Genomic DNA, 19,872 nt, shown 5'->3' on the forward strand with positions numbered 1-19,872 from the left:
GTCCGAGACGGAGCGAGCGGCGGCGTCGGCACGGTCCCGGCCGCCTCGGCGGGCACCGGCGGCGGCTCGTCTCCGGCCGAGGTCCCGTCGCCCACCGCCGCCTCGCGATCCGCGTCGCCCGACTCCTCAAACCGGCCGCGGGCGAGCCGGTCCACGGCGAGGCCGGACGTCACTCGGCCGGCCCCGACGCGGACGGTCACCGCGCGGCCGACCGTCCGCCACTCGAAGACGACCGCGCCGCTCCCCGCCGAGTCCCCGGCCGCGAAGCCGGTGGAGCCCTCGCCCACGCCGGCCAAGCGGGTCGTGGAGCTGGGACCCGGACACTTCACCGAGTACTGCGTGAGCCTCGGCTGGGAGTGGGTCGAGTACCGGGAGACGCCCACGCCCGGCGCCTACTGCATCAAGCGGAAGGGCGACACCATGTACCTCACCCAGAGCCGGCGCGACGCGGGCTGCCGCTGGCGCTATCACGACCCGAAGGCCTTCCACCGGTTCAAGGCCAAGTCGAACTACTGCTACACGTACCGCTGACCCCTCTCGCCGGCGCCGGGCTCTTCAGGACGGGATCGCGGGCGACGCGAGCACCTGGCCGGTCGTGCTCTCCCGGACGATCAGGCGATGCGGCACCACGATTTCGGCGGGCGGACGGGCCGCCCCGCTGATCGACTCCATGAGGACGTCCACCGCCATGCGGGCGATCTCCTTCTTGTCCGGGGCGATGGTGGTGAGACTGGGAGTGCTGTACTGACCTTCCTCGATGTCGTCCATGCCGACCACGGCGACGTCGTCGGGGACGCGCAGCCCCGCACGGGTCAGCGCCCGCATCGCGCCGAGGGCGAGCAGGTCGTTGTAGCAGAACACGGCGTCGGGCGGCTCGGGCAGGGCGAGGAGCTGCTCCATCGCCGTGGCGCCCTGGCGGCGGTGGAAGCGCGGAGTCGGCACGATGAGCCGCTCGTCCACCTCCAGTCCCGCCCGCACGTGCGCCTGCCGGTAGCCGCTGGTGCGAAGCTGTGCGGTCTCGCCGGTCGCGTACGGCTGGTCGCCGATGGCGGCGACGCGACGCCGGCCGAGGCCCAGCAGATGCGCGGTGGCCTCCCGGGCGGCGGCCACGTTGTCGATGGCCACGTGGTGGAAGCTGCCGTTGAAGATGTGCTCGCCCAGCAGCACGATCGGGACCCGGTTGCCCCGGGCCCGCAACTCCTCGGCCGAGACGCTCAGCGGGCTCAGCAGTAGTCCGTCGAACATCGTGGCGCGCGAGTCCCGGCCCAGCAGTTCGCGCTCGCGCTCGCCGTCGCCGTCGGTCTGGTCGACCATCACCACGTAGCCGCGGGCGCGGGCGGCGGTGATCACCTCGCGGGCGAGCTCCGCGAAGTAGGGAACGTCCAGCTCGGGCACGACCAGGGCGATCATCCCGCTGCGGCCCTGCTTGAGGTTGCGGGCGATGAGGTTGGGGCGGTAGTCGAGCTCGTCCAGCGCGGCCTGCACACGAGCGCGCAACTCGTCCGACACTGGGGCGTACCCGTTGACCACGTTGGACACCGTGCGGATGGACACGTTCGCCCGCTTGGCGACGTCGCGCAGGGTTGGACCGGCCATGCGTCTCCTATACCTCCGGCTGCTGGGGTTGGGAAGATCCTAACCGGCGCTTGCATCGTTGCAGACAAGCATGCACTATGTCTGCATCGTTGCAGAGCCCTCACAGCGTCTTTTCCCGGACGGCGAGGAGTACGTAGATGACCCCATCCCCCATGGATCGCCGCGGTTTCCTCAAGGGAGCCCTCGGCGTCGGAGCCCTCGCCGCCGCGGGCGGCGCGCTGACCGCCTGCGCTCCCGGCACGGGCGGCGCGGCGGCGCCGAGCAGGCTGGCCAAGCCCTCCGCCTCAGCGACGGCGGCCAAGGGCGAGATCACCGTCTGGAACCGGTCCGGCGACCTGTTCAAGGTGTTCGACGCGGCGATCGGCAGGTTCCGTGAGGCGTACCCGGGTGTCAAGGTCAACCACATGGCCGTGGACATCGACGCCAAGCTGGCCAACACGCTGATCAGCGGCACGGACGTGCCCGACGGCAGCTTCTGGGACGACGCCAAGATCGGCGGGCAGGCCGAGCACCTCTACGACCTCTCCGACCTGATCGCGCCCTACCGGGACCAGATCGCGCCGTACAAGCTGTCGGTGAACACCGTGGCGGGCAAGATCTACGGCGTGCCCTGGGATCTCGACCCGGGGCTGCTGTGGTACCGGGAGGACATGCTCCAGGAGGCCGGGGTCGATCCCGCCGGGCTGGCGACCTACGACGACCTGCTGACCGCGGCCAGGACGGTCCAGGACAAGTTCCCGAAGACCAAGCCCATCCACCTGGACAAGAGCCCGTTCCTCGGCCAGCTGTGGCTCGAAATGCTGGCCAACCAGCAGGGCACGAGCCTCACCGACACGCAGGGCAAGCTGCGGCTGGACTCGGCGGAGTACCGGCGGATCTTCACCTGGATCCAGACCGCGGTGAAGGACGGGCTCGCCACCCGGGCGCCCTACCTCGAGCCCGCCGACGTCAACACGCTCGACGGCGGCCAGCAGGTGTTCGTGCCGTGGGCGATCTGGTGGTCCTTCGCGCCGCAGCAGCTTCTCAAGGCCACCAAGGGCAAGTGGCGGGCGGCTCCGCTCCCGGCCTGGACGCCGGGCGGCCCGCGCAGCGGCGCCATGGGCGGCAGCAGCTTCGTCATTCCGGCCAAGGCCAAGAACCCGGAGCTGGCCTGGCTGCTGTACGAGTTCCTGTGCTTCAAGGAGCCCGGATACACCACGCTGTACGGCCCGAGCAGCGTGTACCCCGGAGGCCTGTCGACCTCGGTCCCCAGCTTCACGCCCGCGCTCGACCCCGCCAAGCCGCTGTTCCAGCCGATCGACGCCCTCGGCGGTCAGGACCTGTGGAAGGTCGCCGTCGAGGCCGCGGCCACCATCCCGGCCGCGGCGCCGATCCCGGCGTGGTGGGCCAAGTCGGTGGACTACCTGGGCGACAACATGCAGCGCCTCATGGACGGAGCGATGTCGCCCGACGACGTGATCGGCGATTCGGCCGAGAAGATCCAGCGCAACCTGATCGACCGCTCCTGATGTCGGCTCTCACCACGACGGCGAGGTCCGGGCGGGCGGCCGGCGCGCGGCCGAGGTCGCGTCGCGGCACCCGGCTGTCGCCGTACCTGTTCGTCGCCCCGTTCTTCCTGGTCTTCGCCGCCTTCGGGATCTACCCGCTCGTCTTCGCGCTGCAGCTCAGCTTCACCCGCTGGCACGGCGCCGGCGCGGCCACCTGGGTCGGCCTGGGCAACTACGTCTACCTGCTGACCAGTCCGGAGTTCTGGGCCTCGCTCGGCAACAGCGCGGTGATGTGGCTGCTGATCGTGCCGATCCAGATCGTGGCCGGGCTCGCCGGCGCGGTGTTGCTGGCCAACGCGAAGCTGCGATTGCGCGGGTTGTTCAGAGTGGCCTTCCTCGCGCCGTTCGTGACCCCGCTGGTGGCCATGGCACAGGTCTGGATCGTCGTGTTCGACCAGGACTACGGCCTGGTCAACCACCTGCTCAACCTCGTGGGCCTGCCCGACGTGGGGTGGCTGACCTCGACGGCGTGGTCCAAGCCGACGCTCGCGCTGCTGTTCCTGTGGAAGACGACCGGCTTCGCGATCATCATCCTGCTGGCCGGGCTGCAGGCCGTGCCGGCCGCCGTGTACGAGGCCGCCGCGATCGACGGGGCGTCTCGCCGGCGGCAGTTCTGGTCGCTGACCGTCCCGCTGGTGCGCCGGAGCATGGCCTTCCTCGTGGTCGTGCAGACCCTCGCCGTGTTCCAGATGTTCGCCGAGCCCTTCGTGGTCACCGAAGGCGGCCCGTACGGCTCGACGACCACCGCCGGGCTCTACCTCTACGACCACATCACCGCCTCCGACCTGGGCACCGGCGCCGCGAACTCGTTCCTGCTGGTGGTGCTGGTCTTCGGGCTCTCCCTGGGCGCGGTCAGGCTGCTGCGCCCGAAAGACGAGGTGTCATGAACCAGACGAGGCCGGGCCCGGTGCAGTACGCGCTGCTCGCGCTGCTCGCCGCGGCGTTCCTCTACCCGATCTGGTGGGCGGTCAGCTCCTCGCTCAAGCCGGCCGCCGAGATCATCACCAATCCCCTCGCACCGGGGCCCGTCACGCTGGACAACTACCGGGCGATGTTCGCCGACGTGCCGATCGGCACCGGCTTCGCGAACACCGCGCTGGTGCTGGTCGTCAAGGGCGCGATGACGATGTTCTTCTGCCCGCTGGCCGGATACGCTTTCGCCAAGTACGCCTTCCCCGGCAAGAACCTGCTGTTCGGGATCGTGCTGCTCACCCTCATGCTGCCGACCCTGGTGCTGATCATCCCGCTGCTGCTGGAGATGAGCGCCCTCGGCTGGGTCAACACCTATCAGGCGCTGATCCTGCCGGGCAGCATCGACGCGTTCAGCATCTTCTGGATGCGTCAGACGATCGCCGCCATCCCCGACGAGCTGATCGACGCGGGACGCGTGGACGGCGCGAGCGAGTTCGGCGTCTTCGCCAGGGTCGTGCTCCCGGTGATCCGCCCCGGGCTGGCCGCGCTGGCCGTGCTGACCACGATGAACATCTACAACGACTTCGTCTGGCCGGTCGTCGCCGTCAACGACACCTCGCACCAGACGCTCCAGGTGGTGCTGTCCACGCTGGCGCAGAACGTCACCGGCAACCGGATCGGCGCGGACTTCGCCACTGTTTGGGGCGAGTTGCTCGCCGCGGGCAGCATCGCCATGCTGCCGCTCCTGGTGATCTTCGTCCTCCTCCAGCGTCACTTCATCAACGGCATCCTCGCCGGCAGCGTCAAAGGCTGACCAGGCACATCTCTCATGAAACGGAGCACCATGACCCCGCGCGCGGAATACCCCCGGCCCCACTTCGACCGATCGCACTCCTGGTCAAGCCTCAACGGCGAGTGGGACTTCCGGGCCGACACCGAGCAGGGCTGGAATCGGACCATCACCGTGCCCTTCGCCTGGGAGACCCCCGCCTCCGGCGTCGAGGCCCACTGGCTGCCCGTGGCCTGGTATCGCCGCCGCGTCACCGTGCCCGCGGCCTGGGCGGGGCAGCGGGTCGTGCTCCACTTCGGCGCCGTGCACCACGAGGCCACCGTGTGGGTCAACGGCGTCGAGGTGGCCGCGCACCGCGGCGGCTACACGCCGTTCGAGGCCGACGTCACCGATGCGCTGCGCGAGGGCGAACAGGAGATCGTGGTGCGGGTCGCCGCGCCGCTCGACAAGCGGGACATCGCGCACGGCAAGCAGCGCAGCGTTCCCCGCGACGACTTCGACGGCGTGTGCTTCACCCCCTCGTCGGGCATCTGGCAGAGCGTCTGGATGGAGGCGCGGCCGGCCACGCACCTGGCCGCGTTGAAGCTGCGCCCAGCGGAGGGCCTGACCGGCATCGTGGTCGAGGCCCACATCGGGGGCCACGTCGAGGGCCCGGTGGGGGAGACCCGACTGCGACTGTCCGTGCGCGGGTGCGGCCCGTCGGTCGATGTGCCGGTCGGCCACGGGCCGGTGCGTGTGGAGCTGCCGATCGAGGAGCCGCGGCTGTGGTCGCCGGACGACCCGCACCTCTACCACGTGGACGCCGAGCTCGTCTCGCCCGCCGGCACCGACCGGGTCGCCGGATACACCGGACTGCGCACGATCGACGTGGTGGGGGAGGATCTGTACCTCAACGGCCGCAGGCTGTTCGTACGCGGTGTGCTCGACCAGGGCTACTGGCCGCGTACCGGCATCACGGCCCCGGACGACGCCGCGCTGCGCCGCGACATCGAACTGGCCGCCGCCGCGGGGTACAACCTGGTGCGTAAGCATCTGAAGCTGGAGGATCCCCGCTTCGTCCACCACGCCGACACCCTCGGCATGCTGGTCTGGGCCGAACCCGCCGCCACCGGACGCTTCTCACCCGAGTCCGTGACCGCCTTCGAGGAGCAGATCGCTCCCATGGTCGAGCGTGACGGCAACTCCCCGGCGATCGTCATCTGGGGCCTCTACAACGAGGAGTGGGGCCTGGACTGGGACATCCCGGGCGACCCCGCCAAGCAGCAGGCGGCCGCCCGGGCGTACGACCTGCTCAAGAGCCTCGACGCGACCCGGCCCGCCGTGGACAACTCCGGCTGGACCCACGTCAGGACCGACCTGCTCGACTGGCACTACTACGACGAGTCCGCCGCGTCCTGGGGCAGGACCGTGGCCGCGCTGCTCGACGGCGGGCAGGACGACTTCCCCGTGCGGCTCGGCCCCGACTTCGTCGTACGCAAGAAGCTGGCCGGCACGCCGGCCCAGCCCCTGCGCGGGCTGCCCAACCTGAACAGCGAGTACGGCGGCGGCTTCACCTCGGTGGAACGCGCCTGGCATCTGCGCTGGCAGACCCAGGAGCTGCGCCGTCACGACCGGCTGGCCGGGTACGTCTACACGGAGCTGTACGACATCGAGCACGAGTCGGCCGGACTGCTCGACTTCGAACGCCGCCCCAAGGATCTGGCCGGCGTGAACCCGGCCCACGTCAACGCCACCACGACGCTCGTGCTCGACGTCGTCCCGGTCGCGCCCGGCCGCGACCTGCTCAGCGATTCGCGCGAGGTCGCCGTCGGCGTACGGGTCTCCCACCACGGCGCCGACCCCGTGATCGGCCACCTGCACACCGCCTGGACCCCGGTCTTCGGTCCCGCCCCCGAGGACGCCGCGCTCATGGGTTCCTGGGAGCCGGGCCCCGCCGTGGAGGCGAAGCCGTTCCTGCTCGGCGCGCCCGCCGAGGTCCGCGCCGTGCTTCCGGACGGCTGGACCAGCGGACGGCTGCACATCGCTCTGGTCGGCGAGGGGGGCGTCGTCGCCCGCTCCGCCCTGGACGTGGACACCCACACCGACCCCGTCATCGGAGACGACGCACAGGCCCGCCCCTGATACGCGAGTGAGCCGGCAGCCGGGCGACTCCGGCTGCCGGCCTGATCGTCATCGCTCCGCGCCGGATCTTCCACCCTCGTCCGCGAGGACCGCGCTCGGGCTCGTGCCACCCAGCGGGATGCGCAGGGAGACGGCGCCGCGCAGGTCCAGCCAGGCCGCGTCCGGACTCCGGACCAGGCGCAGCACGACCTCCTCGCATCCAGGGCAGCGGGCCACGAGGCCGGGGGCCCGGTCGTACACGCGCAGCAAGGCCACCGGACCGGTCAGGCCGCACGAGGCGCAGCGGCTGACGGCGGCCGAGACGTCGGCCGCGAAGATCTCGGCCAGCGGACCGGCCAGGGCGTTCCCGTCGAGATGGTCGGCCTGCATGTCAGTCTCCCGTGGGGCCGAAACGTTCGGTTCTGATACGGGCGGGGTCGTGGCCGAGCCCCACCAGGAGCGCCGCCGCGGCCTCCACGAAGCCGGTGGGGCCGCACACATAGCAGTCGGCCTCGCCGTACGGCCCGAGATCGGCGGCGGTGAGACGGCCGGGCGGCCGCGGGTGCCCCTCTGGGGCCCGGCGCGTGTAGGCCAGCGTGACCGACACGCCCGGGTCGGGGCGCAGCAACTCCTCCGCGTAGCACAGCCGCTCGGGCGAGCGCACGGCGTGGACCAGCCGGAACGGCGTGTCCGCCCCGGCGGCGCGGCGGGCTCTGATCATGGCCATCAGCGGCACGATCCCCGCGCCGCCCGCGACCAGCAGCACCGGCGCGGGGCCGTCCGGGCGCCAGACGAACCAGCCGCCCACCGGGCCGCGCAGCTCCAGCTCGTCGCCGGGCTCCATGTCCAGGGTGAGGTACGGCGAGACCTCGCCGTCGGGCACCCGCTGCACGGTCAGCTCCACGCCCTCCGGCCCCGCGAGAGAGTAGCTGCGGCGGGCGGAGTAGCCGTCCTCGGCGGTGAGCTTGACGTCGACGTGCTGGCCGGCCAGATGGCCCGGCCAGCCGGGCACGTCGAAGACCAGCGTGCGGGCGGTGGGGTTCTCGTCGCGCACCTTGACCAGGCGCGCGGCCCTCCACCTAGTCATCGGCGTAGCGCTGCTCGCGCCACGGGTCGCCGTAGTTGTGGTAGCCCGCGGTCTCCCAGAAACCCGGCCAGTCCTCGGTGAGCAGCCGGATGCCGCGCACCCACTTGGCCGACTTCCAGAAGTACAGGTGCGGCACCAGCAGCCTGGCCGGCCCGCCGTGGCTCGGCGCCAGCTCCTCGCCCTCGTAGCGGTAGGCGATCCACGCCTTGCCGTCCAGCAGGTCGTCGAGCGGCAGGTTCGTCGTGTAGCCGCCGTACGAGTGGACCAGCGCGTAGTCCGCCGTCGTCTCGACGTCCTCGAAGAGCACGTCGAGAGAGACGCCCCGCCAGCTGGTGCCGAGCTTGGACCAGCTGGTCACGCAGTGGATGTCGACGGCCGGCTCCTCGTACGGCAGCGCCGTCAGCTCCTGCCACGTCCACCGGTGCACCTGCCCGGCCTCGGTGTCGATCGTGAACTCCCACCGGTCGAGCGGCACGTGCGGCGTGGGCCCGGCCGACAGCACGGGGAAGTCCTCGGTGAGGTACTGGCCGGGCGGGAGCCGGTCGTCCTCGCCCCTGCGTCTGCCGCGGAACCCGCGGGTGAAGGTGGTCACCGGAGGATCGTAGAGTCCGCCGGGGTGCCGCCATCGCCCGGGGGCGGGGGAGACCTCCGGAACCCGGTCACGGGGTCAGGACGATCTTGTTGCACTCGTCCTGCTTGTCCCTGAACAGCCGGTAGCCGCGCGGAGCCTCGTCGAGCGGCAGGCGGTGGGTGATCACGAAACTCGGGTCGATGTCGCCCTCGCGGATCCGCGCGAGCAGCGGCTTGAGGTAGCGCTGCACGTGGCACTGGCCGGCCTTCAGCGTCAGCGACCGGTTCATGACCGCGCCCATCGGGAACTTGTCGAGGAAACCGGCGTAGAGCCCGATCACCGCCACGATCCCGCCGTTCCTGCAGTTCATGATGGCCTCGCGCAGGGCGTACGGCCGGTCGGTCTCCAGGCGGGTCGCCTGCTTGGTGCGGTCGTAGGCGTACAGCGCGGGGTTGGCGTAGTGGGCCTCCATGCCGACGGCGTCGATACACGCGTCCGGCCCGCGGCCCGCGGTCAGGTCGAGCAGGGCCTCCCTGACGTCGACCTCCTCGTAGTCGAGGGCCGTCGCGCCCGCGCGCTCGGCGATCCGCAGGCGGTAGGCGAATCGGTCGATGCAGACGACCTGATCCGCGCCCATGAGGTAGGCCCCGGCCACCGCGAACTGGCCGACCGGTCCCGCTCCCCACACGGCGATGACGTCGCCGGGCTTGATCTCGCACATCTCGGCGCCCATCCACCCGGTGGGCAGGATGTCGGACAGGAACAGCACCTGCTCGTCGGCCAGCCCGTCCTCGATCTTGATGGGGCCGACGTCCGCGAACGGTACGCGGGCGTACTCCGCCTGGCCGCCTGGGTATCCGCCCAGCATGTGGGAGTAGCCGAAGATGCCGGCGGGGGAGTGGCCCAGGAGCTTCTCCGCGAGGCCGGCGTTCGGATTGGTGTTCTCGCACACCGAATAGAGGCCGAGCTCGCAGGCGGCGCAGCGGCCGCAGGCGATCGGGAACGGGACGACCGCCCGGTCGCCGACGTGAAGGTTCCGCACGTCGGGGCCCACCTCGACGACCTCGCCCATGAACTCGTGGCCGAGGATGTCGCCCTTCTTCATGGTGGGGACGAAGCCGTCGTACAGGTGCAGGTCGGAGCCGCAGATGGCGGTCGAGGTGACGCGAACGACGGCGTCGTGGCCGTTGAGGATCCGCGGGTCGGGCACGTCGCGGACCTCGACCTCGCCGCGGCCCATCCAGCAGTTGGCCTTCATGGCGGACTCCTCACCGCACCCGGCCGGGCCGGCACGCCGTCTCAGCTGCCGCAGCGCCCGCGTCCCTTCCGGGCTGCCCTCCGACCGGACGACCTCGCCGGTCTCCATGACCTGCTTGAACCGGCGCAGGTCGTCGCGCACCTGCTGCTCGGGGTGCTCGCCCAGCAGCCTGGCGACCGCGAGGCCGGCTCTGCCTCCGGGCGGGTCGTACCGCAGGTGCACCCGCACCTCGGTGCCGCGCCCGCCGGGCGCCTCGCAGAACCGCACGGTTCCGCTGTTCGGCACGAGGGCGGTGCTCGTCGAGCGCCAGGAGATCAGCTCGTCCCGGAGATCCTCGACGATCTTCGCGTCCCACTCGACCGTCATTCCGGCGGGGCCCCTGGCCGTCCAGTGGGTGATGCCGTCGATCGTCGTCACCGACGCCACGTGCGTCATGAAGGACGGCAGTCGCTCGAACCGGTGCCAGAACCGGTACACCTGGTCACGCGGGCATTTCACCGTGACGGCGGCGTGCAGGTCCACGCCCTCACCGGGCGCGGCCCCGGGGCGCCGCACGCATGCCCGCGTCGCCGCGTACGCGCCGGCTCCGGTGGCGGCGGCCGCTCCCGCCACCGCCGCGGGGCGGCCGAACCGCCGGACGGCGGACGGCGCGGCGAGCCGTACGCGTTCGAGGGCGGGACCCATCCGTTCCATCGCGCCGGACAGCGCCCGGGAGAGCCGCTCGGATGCGCGCTGATGTTCTCCGGTCATGTCGGCCTCGCCTCGCTCCCCGCTCGGGACGTACATGGTGATCAGTGATGGACGGTGACGAAGCGGCCATAGGGCCGTACCCGCGATTCGCCGCCCGACACCCCGCGCACCGCGACCCGCTGCTCCTCGTCCGGCGTTCCAACCAGCTGCTGTGGGACGGCTCAGGCGAGGCAGGCACCGGTTTATCGAGGTGGCGCGAGGGGACGCAGCGTCCGTCCGCGTCTTCGAGCCGCTGCCCTGAGAGCGAGGACACCATGAAGGCGGTGCACGGGCCCGTCGCGGCGGCCGGGGACGGCGTGCGCTCGTGGCTCCTGGAGGGGCTGCGGCATGAGGACGTGCTGCCCGCCGGGCCCCACGCGGCGGAGGCGCCGCACCGGCGGCACCCGTGGTGGCGGGTCATGTGCCTCACCGGGCTCGACTACTTCTCCACGCTCGGTTATCAGCCCGGGATCGCCGTGCTCGCGGCGGGCCTCCTGGCGCCCGTCGCCACCTTGTTCCTCGTCCTGCTGACGCTGCTCGGCGCGTTGCCCGTCTATCGGCGGGTGGCGGCCGAGAGCCCGTACGGCCAGGGGTCGGTCGCGATGCTGGAGAGGCTCGCCCCGCGGTGGTGGGGCAAGCTGTTCGTCCTCGTCCTGCTCGGGTTCGCGGCCACCGACTTCGTGATCACGATGACGCTGTCGGCGGCCGACGCGACGGCCCACATCCTCGAGAACCCCTTCGTGCCCCGCGCCCTGCAGGGGCACCAGATCAGCGTGACGATCGGCCTGCTCGCGCTCCTCGGCGGCGTGTTCCTGCTGGGATTCAGCGAGGCGATCGGCATCGCCGTCGTCCTCGTGGCCGCCTACCTCGCGCTCAACGCGGTGGTGGTCGTGGCGGCCGTGCTCCACCTCGCCGGGCATCCGGCCCCGGCGATCGGCTGGACGCGGGTCCTGTTCACCACGCACGGCGGACCGGCGGCGGTGCTCGCCCTGTCCCTGTTCGTCATGCCCAAGCTCGCCCTCGGCCTGTCCGGGTTCGAGACGGGCGTGGCGGTGATGCCGCTGATCAAGGGTGAGTTGCCGGGCAGGATCCGCGGCGCCAGGTGGCTGCTCACGACCGTCGCCCTGGTCATGAGCGTCTTCCTGATCGCCAGCAGCTTCGTCACGAGCACGCTGATCCCGCTGCGGGAGTTCCGGGAGGGCGGCAGGGCCAACGGCCGGGCCCTGGCGTATCTGGCCCACGCCTACCTGGGGAACGGGTTCGGCACGCTCTACGACGCGAGCACGATCGCGATCCTGTGGTTCGCCGGCGCGTCCGCCATGGCGGGCCTGCTCAATCTCGTCCCCCGTTACCTCCCCCGATACGGCATGGCCCCCGACTGGACGCGGGCCGTCCGGCCGCTGGTGCTGGTCTTCACCGCCGTCGCGTTCGCCATCACCGTCGTCTTCCGGGCGAGCGTGACGGCACAGGGCGGGGCGTACGCCACGGGAGTCCTCGTGCTGATCCTCTCGGCCGCCGTCGCCGTCACGCTCTCGGTCCACCGGCGTGGCCGGCGGGCGGCGACGGCGGCGTTCGCGGCCGTCACCCTCGTCCTGGCGTACACGCTGGTGGCCAACGTGTTCGAGCGGCCCGACGGGGTCAAGATCGCGTCGTGCTTCATCGCCGCCATCGTGATCACCTCGCTGATCTCGCGCGCGACCAGGTCCACCGAGCTGCGGGTCACCCGTGTGGTCCTCGACCCCCTCGCGGAGCGGTTCCTCCGCGAGGCGCCGGGCGACGAGATCCACCTGGTCGCCAACGATCCGCAGCGGCGCGACCGGGCCGAATACGAGGGGAAGGTGCGCGAGCAGTGGCGCAACCACCGGCTGGACCCGGCCACGCCGGTGCTGTTCGTGGAGGCCACGGTCCCGGACGCCTCGGAGTTCGAGACCGAGCTGCACGTCAGGGGCGAGGAACGGTACGGCTATCGCGTCCTGCGGCTGGAGAGCTCCACGATTCCCAACGCGCTGGCCGCCCTGCTGCTCTTCGTCCGCGACCGCTTCGGCAGGCTGCCGCACATCTACTTCCACTGGACGGAGGAGAACCCCGTCGCCGCCATGCTGCGTTACCTGGTGTTCGGCGTCGGGGACATCCCGGCTTTCACCCGCGAGGTGCTCAGGGAGGCCGAGCACGATCCCGAACGCCGACCCCGGGTGCACGTCGGGTAGGCGGTGTTTGCGCTGCCGGAAGAGGGGTATGCGGCTGCGCGACCGGGAGGCGAGGCTCATGACTGATCGCCTGTTTTCGGATCGCCGGGACGCGGGCCGGGTGCTCGCGGGGCTCCTCGGCCACTACCGCGGGCTTCCCGGCGTCGTCGTCCTCGGCCTGTCGCGCGGCGGCGTGCCGGTGGCGTACGAGGTGGCGACCGCCCTGGGCCACCCGCTCGACGTGCTCCTGGTCCGCAAGCTCCGCACACCCGGCCGCGAGGAGCTCGCCATGGGGGCGATCGCCGGCGGCGGGGTGATCGTGCTCGACGAGGACGTCGTACGCGGGCTCGGCCTCCAGTCCGACACCATCCGGCAGGTCGCCGAGCGGGAGGCCCGCGAGCTGGCGAGGCGGGAGCGGGCCTACCGGGGCGGCCCGCCCGTGGAACTGAGCGGCAAGACCGTGATCATGGTCGACGACGGGCTGGCGACCGGGGCGAGCATGCGCGCCGCCGTCCGCGCGGTCCGGCAGCGGAAACCGGCCCGGATCGTTGTCGCCGTGCCCGCCGCGCCGGAGTCCACCTGCCAGGAGCTGTCCGCCCTGGTGGACGAGGCCGTCTGCGCGACCACGCCCACGCCCTTCTTCTCTGTGGGGGAGTCGTACTGGAACTTCACCCAGACCGCCGACGAGGAGGTGCGCAGGCTCCTCCGCACGGCGGCCTCCGCACGGGCCGGGGCCCCGCCCGCCCGGACCGACCTCGCGATCCTGCGCTCGGAGCTCGTGCCCGCACAGGACGGCGTCCCCCCGGACGAGGTGCTGTTCGACATCGTCGGCGACGCGCGGTTCGTGCTGATCGGCGAGGCGTCGCACGGCACCCACGAGTTCTACGCCGCGCGTGCCCGCATGACGCGGCGGCTCATCGAGGAGAAGGGCTTCGTCGCCGTGGCGGTGGAGGCCGACTGGCCCGATGCGTACCGGGTGAACCGGTACGTCCGGGGGCGCGGCGACGACGCGACCGCCGAGGAGGCGCTGCGCGGCTTCCAGCGCTTCCCCGCCTGGATGTGGCGCAACGCGGACGTGCTGGAGTTCGCCGGGTGGCTGCGCGAGCACAACGAGCGGCTCGGCGAGCGGGCGCGGGCCGGGTTCTACGGGCTCGACCTCTACAGCCTGCACCGGTCCGCCGGCGAGGTCGTCGCCTATCTGGAGAAGGTGGACCCGGGTGCGGCGGAACGGGCCCGCGGCCGCTACTCCTGCTTCGACCACAGCGACGGCGACGACGGGCAGGCGTACGGCTTCGCCGCCGCCTTCGGGGCAGGGGAGTCGTGCGAGCGGCGGGTGATCGACCAGCTCGTGGACCTCCAGCGCAACGCGCTGCGCTACCAGCGGGCACAGGGACTGCTCGGCGAGGACGATTTCTTCCACGCCGAGCGGAACGCCGCGGTGGTGGCGGCCGCGGAGCGGTACTACCGCACGATGTTCGGCGGCCGGGTGTCGTCGTGGAACCTGCGCGACCGGCACATGGCCGACACCCTGTTCGCGCTGGCCGAGCACCTCGGGTGGCAGTGCGGCGAGCCGGCCAGGATCGTGGTGTGGGCGCACAACTCCCACCTGGGCGACGCACGGGCGACGGAGATGGGCGCGCGCGGCGAGCTCAACCTCGGCCGGCTGGTGCGCGAGCACACCCCGGAGGACTGCCGGCTCATCGGCTTCACCACCTACACCGGCACCGTTACGGCGGCCGACGACTGGGGCCGCCCGGCCGAGCGGAAGAACGTGCGCCCGGCGCTGCCCGACTCGGTCGAGGAGCTGTTCCACGAGGTCGGGCACAAGGAGTTCCTGGTCGACTTCGCGCATTCGGCCGATGCGGCGGACGTCCTGCGCAGGGCGCTGCTCGAACGGGCCATCGGCGTCGTCTACCGTCCCGGCACCGAACGGCAGAGCCACTACTTCCAGACCCGCCTGCCCGACCAGTTCGACGCGGTGATCCACATCGACGAGACCGGCGCGCTCGAGCCCCTGGAGCGTACGGCCCGCTGGGAGCGCGGAGAGGTCCCCGAGACCTACCCGGTGGCGGTCTGAGACCCGGACGGCGGTGCGCTGATCCGCGGCCGCATGGCTGCGAGAAAGTGCTCGACGAGGGCGTCGGCGTACTCGGGGGTGAGTGGGCCGGAGCGGAGCAGCCAGCGCTGGTAGAGGGGGGCGTACAGCAGCTCCAGAGCCAGGTCGAGGTCGGCGTCGGCGGCGAGCTGCCCGGCTCGCTGCGCGCTGCGCAGCCGGGCCTTCTTGGCCTCGTCCACCGGGCCGGCCAGCTTGGCGCGGTACTGGGCGGCCAGAGCGGGGTCGTTGATGATCTCGGTGTTGAGCGCGCGGACCGGGCCCTCGAACGCGGGGTCGGCGAACTCGGCCACCGTCGTGCGCATCACCGTCTTGAGGTCGGCCTCCAGGTCGCCGGTGTCGGGCAGCGCCATGCTCCGCTCCGGCCCGTCCTCGCTGAGCGCCAGGAAGGCGTCCAAGACCACCGCGCCCTTGGAGGGCCACCAGCGGTAGATGGTCTGTTTGCCCACGCCGGCCCGGGCCGCGATGGCCTCGATGGACAGCTTGGCGTACCCGACCTCGGAGACCAACTCGCGGGTCGCGGTGAGGATGGCCTGCCGGGAGCGCTCACTGCGGCGGGCGGGATCGGGCTGCTTGACCATGCCCCGGATCGTACCACGCTAATGAGACGAGACGTTCCGTCTTGACACTGCCGCGAGGCGAGACGTACCGTCTTGCCTCGTCGCAACGGACCCGAGCAAGAGGGGGTGGAGCCCATGACCCGGGTGTGGTTCATCACGGGCGCGTCACGAGGACTGGGCCGGGCGTTCGCAGAGGCGGCGCTACGGGCGGGCGATCGGGTGGTCGGGGCCGCGCGCAACGTCGAACCGCTCGCCGACCTCGCCCGGCGATATCCCGACGACCTGGTACGGCTGCCGCTCGACGTCACCGACCGCGCGGCCGTGTTCGCGGCCGCGGAGCGGGCGGTCGCGGCCTTCGGCAGGCTCGACATCGTGGTCAACAACGCAGGCGCCATGCTCCTGGGCATGCTGGAGGAGGCGACGGAGGAGCAGATCAGAGCCCACTTCGACGTCAACCTGTTCGGCGCGATCTGGGTCACCCAGGCCGTGCTGCCGTACCTGCGGGCCCAGGGCGGCGGGCGCATCCTGCAGGTCACCACGATGGGCACCGGCGGGGGTTTCCCGATGGTCGGCCTGTACGCGGCCGGAAAGTCGGCGCTCGATTCGGTGAGCGAGGCCGTGGCGATGGAGACCGAGCAGTTCGGCGTCAAGCTCACCATCGTCCAGATGGGCGGCTACGACACCGGCCTGTTCACCACGGGCACCACGATGACGACGCCCGACCCGCACTACCAGGAGCTGCGCGAAAAGCTGATCGAGATGTGGGGCGACGACGCCGGTCCCGCCCCGGACACCGCCGCTCCCGTGATCATGGAGCTGGTGGACCTGCCGGAGCCGCCGCGGCGTCTCATCGTCGGCGCCGCGTCCTACGACATGGTCCAGCAGGCCCTTCAGGACCGGGTGGAGAAGTACCACGCCTGGGAGCACCTCAGCCGCAAGGCGCCCGGATGACGTTCGCGCCGGACGAACGGCGTGGTGCGAGGGTCACCGCCGCGACCTCGAGGGCGCCGCACAGCAGGGGCACCGGCCCGGGCGGTTTGCCGAACCGGCAACAGGATTCGCGGCGGCGTCAGGGTCCGATGGAGGATCCACGCAGGAACCACCAGGAGTTTTGGAGGATCGATGGCGCAGCCCGCTTCCGCCGCGGCGGTCACACATCGTCTGGTGTCGTCCCCCGCCGGGCGCATCCACGTGGTGGAGCAGGGCTCCGGGCCGCTGGTGCTGCTGGTGCACGGGTTTCCCGAGTGCTGGTACTCCTGGCGCCACCAGTTGCCGGTGCTCGCCGCGGCGGGCTACCGGGCCGTCGCCGTGGACGTCCGGGGCTATGGCCGCTCCTCCAAGCCCGGCGACGTGGCCGCGTACCGGATGCTGGAGCTGGTCGAGGACAACGTCGCCGTCGTGCGCGCCCTGGGCGAGCGGACCGCGGTGATCGTGGGCCACGACTGGGGCGCCACCATCGCCGCGAACTCCGCCCTCGTGAGGCCCGAGGTCTTCCGCGCGGTCGGGTTGCTGAGCGTGCCGTACGCCCCGCGCGGCGGGCCGCGGCCCAGCGAGGTGTTCGCGCGGATGGGCGGAGAGGAGGAGTTCTACGTGAGCTACTTCCAGGAGCCCGGCCGGGCCGAGGCGGAGGTCGAGCCCGACGTCCGCGGCTGGCTCGCCGGCTTCTACGCCGCCCTGTCCGCCGACACCATGCCGCCCGCCGGCGCGCCGGACCCGCACTTCGTGTCCCGGGGCGGGAGGCTGCGCGACCGCTTCCCCGCCGGACGGCTGCCCGCCTGGCTCAGTACGGAGGATCTCGACGTCTACGCGGCCGAGTTCGAACGGACCGGCCTGACCGGGGCGCTGAACCGCTACCGGAACATGGACCGGGACTGGGAGGACCTCGCCGGCTTCGACGGCGCCCCCATCACGCAGCCGTCGCTGTTCGCCGGCGGCGCGCTGGACGCCTCCACCACCTGGATGGCCGACGCCATCGCGGCCTACCCGGTCACCCTGCCCGGCCTGGTCTCCTCGCGCGTACTCGACGGCTGCGGCCACTGGATCCAGCAGGAACGCCCGGACGAGGTCAACGAGATCCTCACCGGCTGGCTCGCCTCCCTGCCCGCCTGAATCGGCCGCCTGAACAGACGAACGTCCGGGCCGGCCCGTGTGGGCCGGCCGGACGTCATGTCAGGCTCAGACCAGGTCGAACCGGTCGAGGTTCATGACCTTGTCCCACGCCTTGACGAAGTCCTTCACGAACTTCTCCTTGGCGTCGTCGCTCGCGTAGACCTCCGCGACCGCGCGCAGCTCGGAGTTCGCCCCGAAGACGAGGTCGGCCCGGCTGCCGGTCCACTTGACCTCGCCCGTGGCGGCGTCGCGGCCCTCGAACGCGGTCTGGTCCTCCGACGTCGACTTCCACTCCGTGCCCAGGTCGAGCAGGTTGACGAAGAAGTCGTTGGTCAGGACACCCGGGGTCTCGGTGAAGACGCCGAGCTTCGACTGCTGGTGGTTGGCGCCCAGGACGCGCAGGCCGCCGACGAGGACGGTCATCTCCGGGGCGCTGAGGTTCAGCAGGTTCGCCCGGTCGACCAGCAGGTACTCGGCCGGCAGGCGGTTGCCCTTCCCGTAGTAGTTGCGGAACCCGTCGGCGGTCGGCTCGAGCGCGGCGAACGACTCGACGTCCGTCTGCTCCTGCGACGCGTCCACGCGACCCGGCGTGAAGGGGACCTCCACGTCGAAGCCGGCGTCCTTGGCGGCCTTCTCGACGGCGGCGCATCCGGCGAGCACGATCACGTCGGCGATGGAGACCTGCTTGCCGCCGGTCTGGGCGGCGTTGAACGACTGCTGGACGCCCTCCAGGGTGCGCAGCACGGTCGCGAGCTGGTCGGGGTCGTTGACCTCCCACCCGATCTGCGGCTGCAGGCGGATACGCGCGCCGTTCGCGCCGCCGCGCTTGTCGCTGCCGCGGAAGGAGGCGGCCGACGCCCACGCGGCCGAGACGAGCTGGGAGACCGACAGGCCCGTGGCGAGGATCTGCTCCTTGAGGGCGGCGATGTCCCCGGCGTCGACGAGCTCGTACGTCCGCTCCGGGAGCGGGTCCTGCCACAGGAGCACCTCGGACGGGACCTCCGGGCCGAGGTAGCGCGCGACCGGGCCCATGTCGCGGTGGGTCAGCTTGAACCACGCGCGGGCGAAGGCGTCCGCGAACTCGTCGGGGTTCTCCAGGAAGCGCCGCGAGATCTGCTCGTAGATCGGGTCGAACCGGAGCGAGAGGTCGGTCGTGAGCATCTGCGGGGCGTGGCGCTTCGACGGGTCGTGGGCGTCGGGAACGGTGCCCTCGCCGGCGCCGTCCTTCGGCTTCCACTGCCACGCGCCGGCCGGGCTCTTGGTCAGCTCCCACTCGTAGGCGAACAGCGTCTCGAAGAACGTGTTGTCCCACGTGGTCGGGGTGGGGGTCCAGGTGACCTCGAGACCGCTGGTGATCGTGTCACCGCCCTTGCCGGTGCCGTAGCTGTTCTTCCAGCCCAGGCCCTGCTGCTCGATCGGGGCGGCCTCCGGGTCGGGGCCGACGTTGTCGGCCGGGCCCGCGCCGTGGGTCTTGCCGAAGGTGTGACCACCCGCGATCAGGGCGACCGTCTCCTCGTCGTTCATCGCCATGCGGCGGAACGTCTCACGGATGTCGCGGGCCGCGGCGACCGGGTCCGGGTTGCCGTTCGGGCCCTCCGGGTTGACGTAGATGAGACCCATCTGGACCGCGGCGAGCGGGTTCTCCAGCTCACGGTCGCCGCTGTAGCGCTCGTCGCCGAGCCAGGTGGTCTCGGGGCCCCAGTAGACGTCGTCGTCGGGCTCCCAGGCGTCCACCCGGCCGCCGGCGTAGCCGAAGGTCTTGAAGCCCATCGACTCGAGGGCGACGTTGCCGGCGAGGATCAGGAGGTCGGCCCACGAGATCTTCTTGCCGTACTTCTTCTTGACCGGCCACAGCAGCCGGCGGGCCTTGTCGAGGTTCCCGTTGTCCGGCCAGCTGTTGAGCGGGGCGAAGCGCTGCTGGCCCGAGCCGGCGCCGCCGCGGCCGTCGCTGATCCGGTAGGTGCCCGCGCTGTGCCACGCCATCCGGATCATGAGCGGCCCGTAGTGGCCGAAGTCGGCCGGCCACCAGTCCTGCGAGGTCGTCAGCACCTCCGCGATGTCCCGCTTGACCGCCGCGAGGTCGAGGGACTTGAACGCCTCGGCGTAGTCGAAGTCCTCACCGAGCGGGTTGGCCACGGCGGGGTTCTTGGCGAGGATCTTCAGGTTGAGGCGCTCCGGCCACCACTGGTGGTTGGCGCTGCCCTGGGTCGGATGCGGAGCCCGCTTGTGCGCGACCGGGCAGCCGCCTTCGCCCTCCGTCTTCGGGTCGACAACGATTGCGTCGTGGTTCTCAGTCAAGGGAATCCTTCTGAAC

17 protein-coding genes are annotated in these 19,872 nt (G+C 71.5%); 9 read left to right on the forward strand and 8 right to left on the reverse strand.

From position 1 onward, the window contains the following. Positions 1-287: hypothetical protein (locus B1L11_RS34045; protein WP_218671480.1), on the reverse strand; the 287-nt coding region annotated here is incomplete at its 3' end. Here B1L11_RS34045 and B1L11_RS34050 point away from each other — a divergent pair. Beyond that, positions 271-531, forward strand: a complete 261-nt coding sequence (locus B1L11_RS34050; protein ID WP_143737746.1) for a hypothetical protein — start codon at positions 271-273, stop codon at positions 529-531. The genes B1L11_RS34045 and B1L11_RS34050 overlap by 17 nt on opposite strands. Positions 532-555: 24 nt before the next feature. Here B1L11_RS34050 and B1L11_RS34055 read toward each other — a convergent pair whose 3' ends face one another. After that, on the reverse strand, positions 556-1,596 hold the full coding sequence (locus B1L11_RS34055) for a LacI family DNA-binding transcriptional regulator (RefSeq protein ID WP_079319443.1): 1,041 nt from the start codon (positions 1,594-1,596) through the stop codon (positions 556-558). 137 nt (positions 1,597-1,733) lie between these two features. Here B1L11_RS34055 and B1L11_RS34060 point away from each other — a divergent pair, with 137 nt between their 5' ends. Genes B1L11_RS34060 through B1L11_RS34075 form a run of 4 tightly spaced genes read left to right on the forward strand, consistent with a single transcriptional unit; the run spans position 1,734 to position 6,966 of the window. Further along, positions 1,734-3,104: an ABC transporter substrate-binding protein gene (locus B1L11_RS34060; RefSeq protein WP_079319444.1), complete on the forward strand. Its 1,371-nt coding sequence runs from the start codon at positions 1,734-1,736 to the stop codon at positions 3,102-3,104. Next, complete coding sequence (locus B1L11_RS34065) at positions 3,104-4,030, forward strand: carbohydrate ABC transporter permease (RefSeq protein ID WP_079319445.1); 927 nt, start codon at positions 3,104-3,106, stop codon at positions 4,028-4,030. The genes B1L11_RS34060 and B1L11_RS34065 overlap by 1 nt, the downstream gene beginning before the upstream one ends. After that, positions 4,027-4,869, forward strand: a complete 843-nt coding sequence (locus tag B1L11_RS34070) for a carbohydrate ABC transporter permease (protein ID WP_079319446.1) — start codon at positions 4,027-4,029, stop codon at positions 4,867-4,869. The genes B1L11_RS34065 and B1L11_RS34070 overlap by 4 nt, the downstream gene beginning before the upstream one ends. Before the next feature lie 30 nt (positions 4,870-4,899). Further along, the gene (locus B1L11_RS34075) at positions 4,900-6,966 is read left to right on the forward strand and encodes a glycoside hydrolase family 2 protein (RefSeq protein ID WP_079319447.1); all 2,067 of its coding nucleotides are present in this window, start codon (positions 4,900-4,902) and stop codon (positions 6,964-6,966) included. 48 nt (positions 6,967-7,014) lie between these two features. Here the strand turns inward: B1L11_RS34075 and B1L11_RS34080 are convergent, their stop codons facing one another. The 4 genes from B1L11_RS34080 to B1L11_RS34095 all read right to left on the reverse strand — a co-directional run bounded on the left by B1L11_RS34080 (position 7,015) and on the right by B1L11_RS34095 (position 10,611). After that, on the reverse strand, positions 7,015-7,335 hold the full coding sequence (locus B1L11_RS34080; RefSeq protein ID WP_079319448.1) for a DUF6510 family protein: 321 nt from the start codon (positions 7,333-7,335) through the stop codon (positions 7,015-7,017). Between the two features lies 1 nt (position 7,336). Then, the gene (locus B1L11_RS34085; protein WP_079319449.1) at positions 7,337-8,032 is read right to left on the reverse strand and encodes a ferredoxin reductase; all 696 of its coding nucleotides are present in this window, start codon (positions 8,030-8,032) and stop codon (positions 7,337-7,339) included. Further along, on the reverse strand, positions 8,025-8,624 hold the full coding sequence (locus B1L11_RS34090; RefSeq protein ID WP_079319450.1) for a sulfite oxidase-like oxidoreductase: 600 nt from the start codon (positions 8,622-8,624) through the stop codon (positions 8,025-8,027). Before B1L11_RS34090 ends, B1L11_RS34085 begins: the two co-directional genes overlap by 8 nt. Before the next feature lie 67 nt (positions 8,625-8,691). Further along, positions 8,692-10,611 (reverse strand): alcohol dehydrogenase catalytic domain-containing protein, encoded by a 1,920-nt coding sequence (locus tag B1L11_RS34095; protein WP_179155452.1) that lies wholly within the window; start codon positions 10,609-10,611, stop codon positions 8,692-8,694. A 254-nt stretch (positions 10,612-10,865) separates the two neighbouring features. On the opposite strand from B1L11_RS34095, the gene B1L11_RS34100 reads away from it, so the two are divergent. Further along, positions 10,866-12,797 carry an amino acid transporter gene (locus B1L11_RS34100; protein ID WP_079319452.1) on the forward strand — a complete coding sequence of 644 codons (1,932 nt, stop codon included), beginning with the start codon at positions 10,866-10,868 and terminating at the stop codon, positions 12,795-12,797. A gap of 58 nt (positions 12,798-12,855) precedes the next feature. Beyond that, complete coding sequence (locus B1L11_RS34105) at positions 12,856-14,853, forward strand: erythromycin esterase family protein (protein WP_079319468.1); 1,998 nt, start codon at positions 12,856-12,858, stop codon at positions 14,851-14,853. On the opposite strand, the gene B1L11_RS34110 is transcribed toward B1L11_RS34105, so the two are convergent. Next, a complete protein-coding gene (locus B1L11_RS34110; RefSeq protein WP_079319453.1) occupies positions 14,835-15,470 on the reverse strand; it encodes a TetR/AcrR family transcriptional regulator in 636 nt (211 codons plus the stop codon). The two genes, B1L11_RS34105 and B1L11_RS34110, sit on opposite strands and share 19 nt — an antisense overlap. Positions 15,471-15,584: 114 nt before the next feature. Here B1L11_RS34110 and B1L11_RS34115 point away from each other — a divergent pair, with 114 nt between their 5' ends. After that, positions 15,585-16,400, forward strand: a complete 816-nt coding sequence (locus B1L11_RS34115) for an SDR family NAD(P)-dependent oxidoreductase (RefSeq protein WP_079319454.1) — start codon at positions 15,585-15,587, stop codon at positions 16,398-16,400. A gap of 171 nt (positions 16,401-16,571) precedes the next feature. Continuing rightward, positions 16,572-17,558 carry an alpha/beta fold hydrolase gene (locus B1L11_RS34120; RefSeq protein ID WP_079319455.1) on the forward strand — a complete coding sequence of 329 codons (987 nt, stop codon included), beginning with the start codon at positions 16,572-16,574 and terminating at the stop codon, positions 17,556-17,558. Between the two features lie 66 nt (positions 17,559-17,624). On the opposite strand, the gene katG is transcribed toward B1L11_RS34120, so the two are convergent. Beyond that, positions 17,625-19,856: a catalase/peroxidase HPI gene (gene katG / locus B1L11_RS34125; RefSeq protein WP_079319456.1), complete on the reverse strand. Its 2,232-nt coding sequence runs from the start codon at positions 19,854-19,856 to the stop codon at positions 17,625-17,627. Positions 19,857-19,872 lie beyond the last annotated feature (16 nt).

Origin of the sequence: Microbispora sp. GKU 823, assembly GCF_002027145.1 — a bacterium.
In the GTDB taxonomy this organism is placed as follows: domain Bacteria; phylum Actinomycetota; class Actinomycetes; order Streptosporangiales; family Streptosporangiaceae; genus Microbispora; species Microbispora siamensis.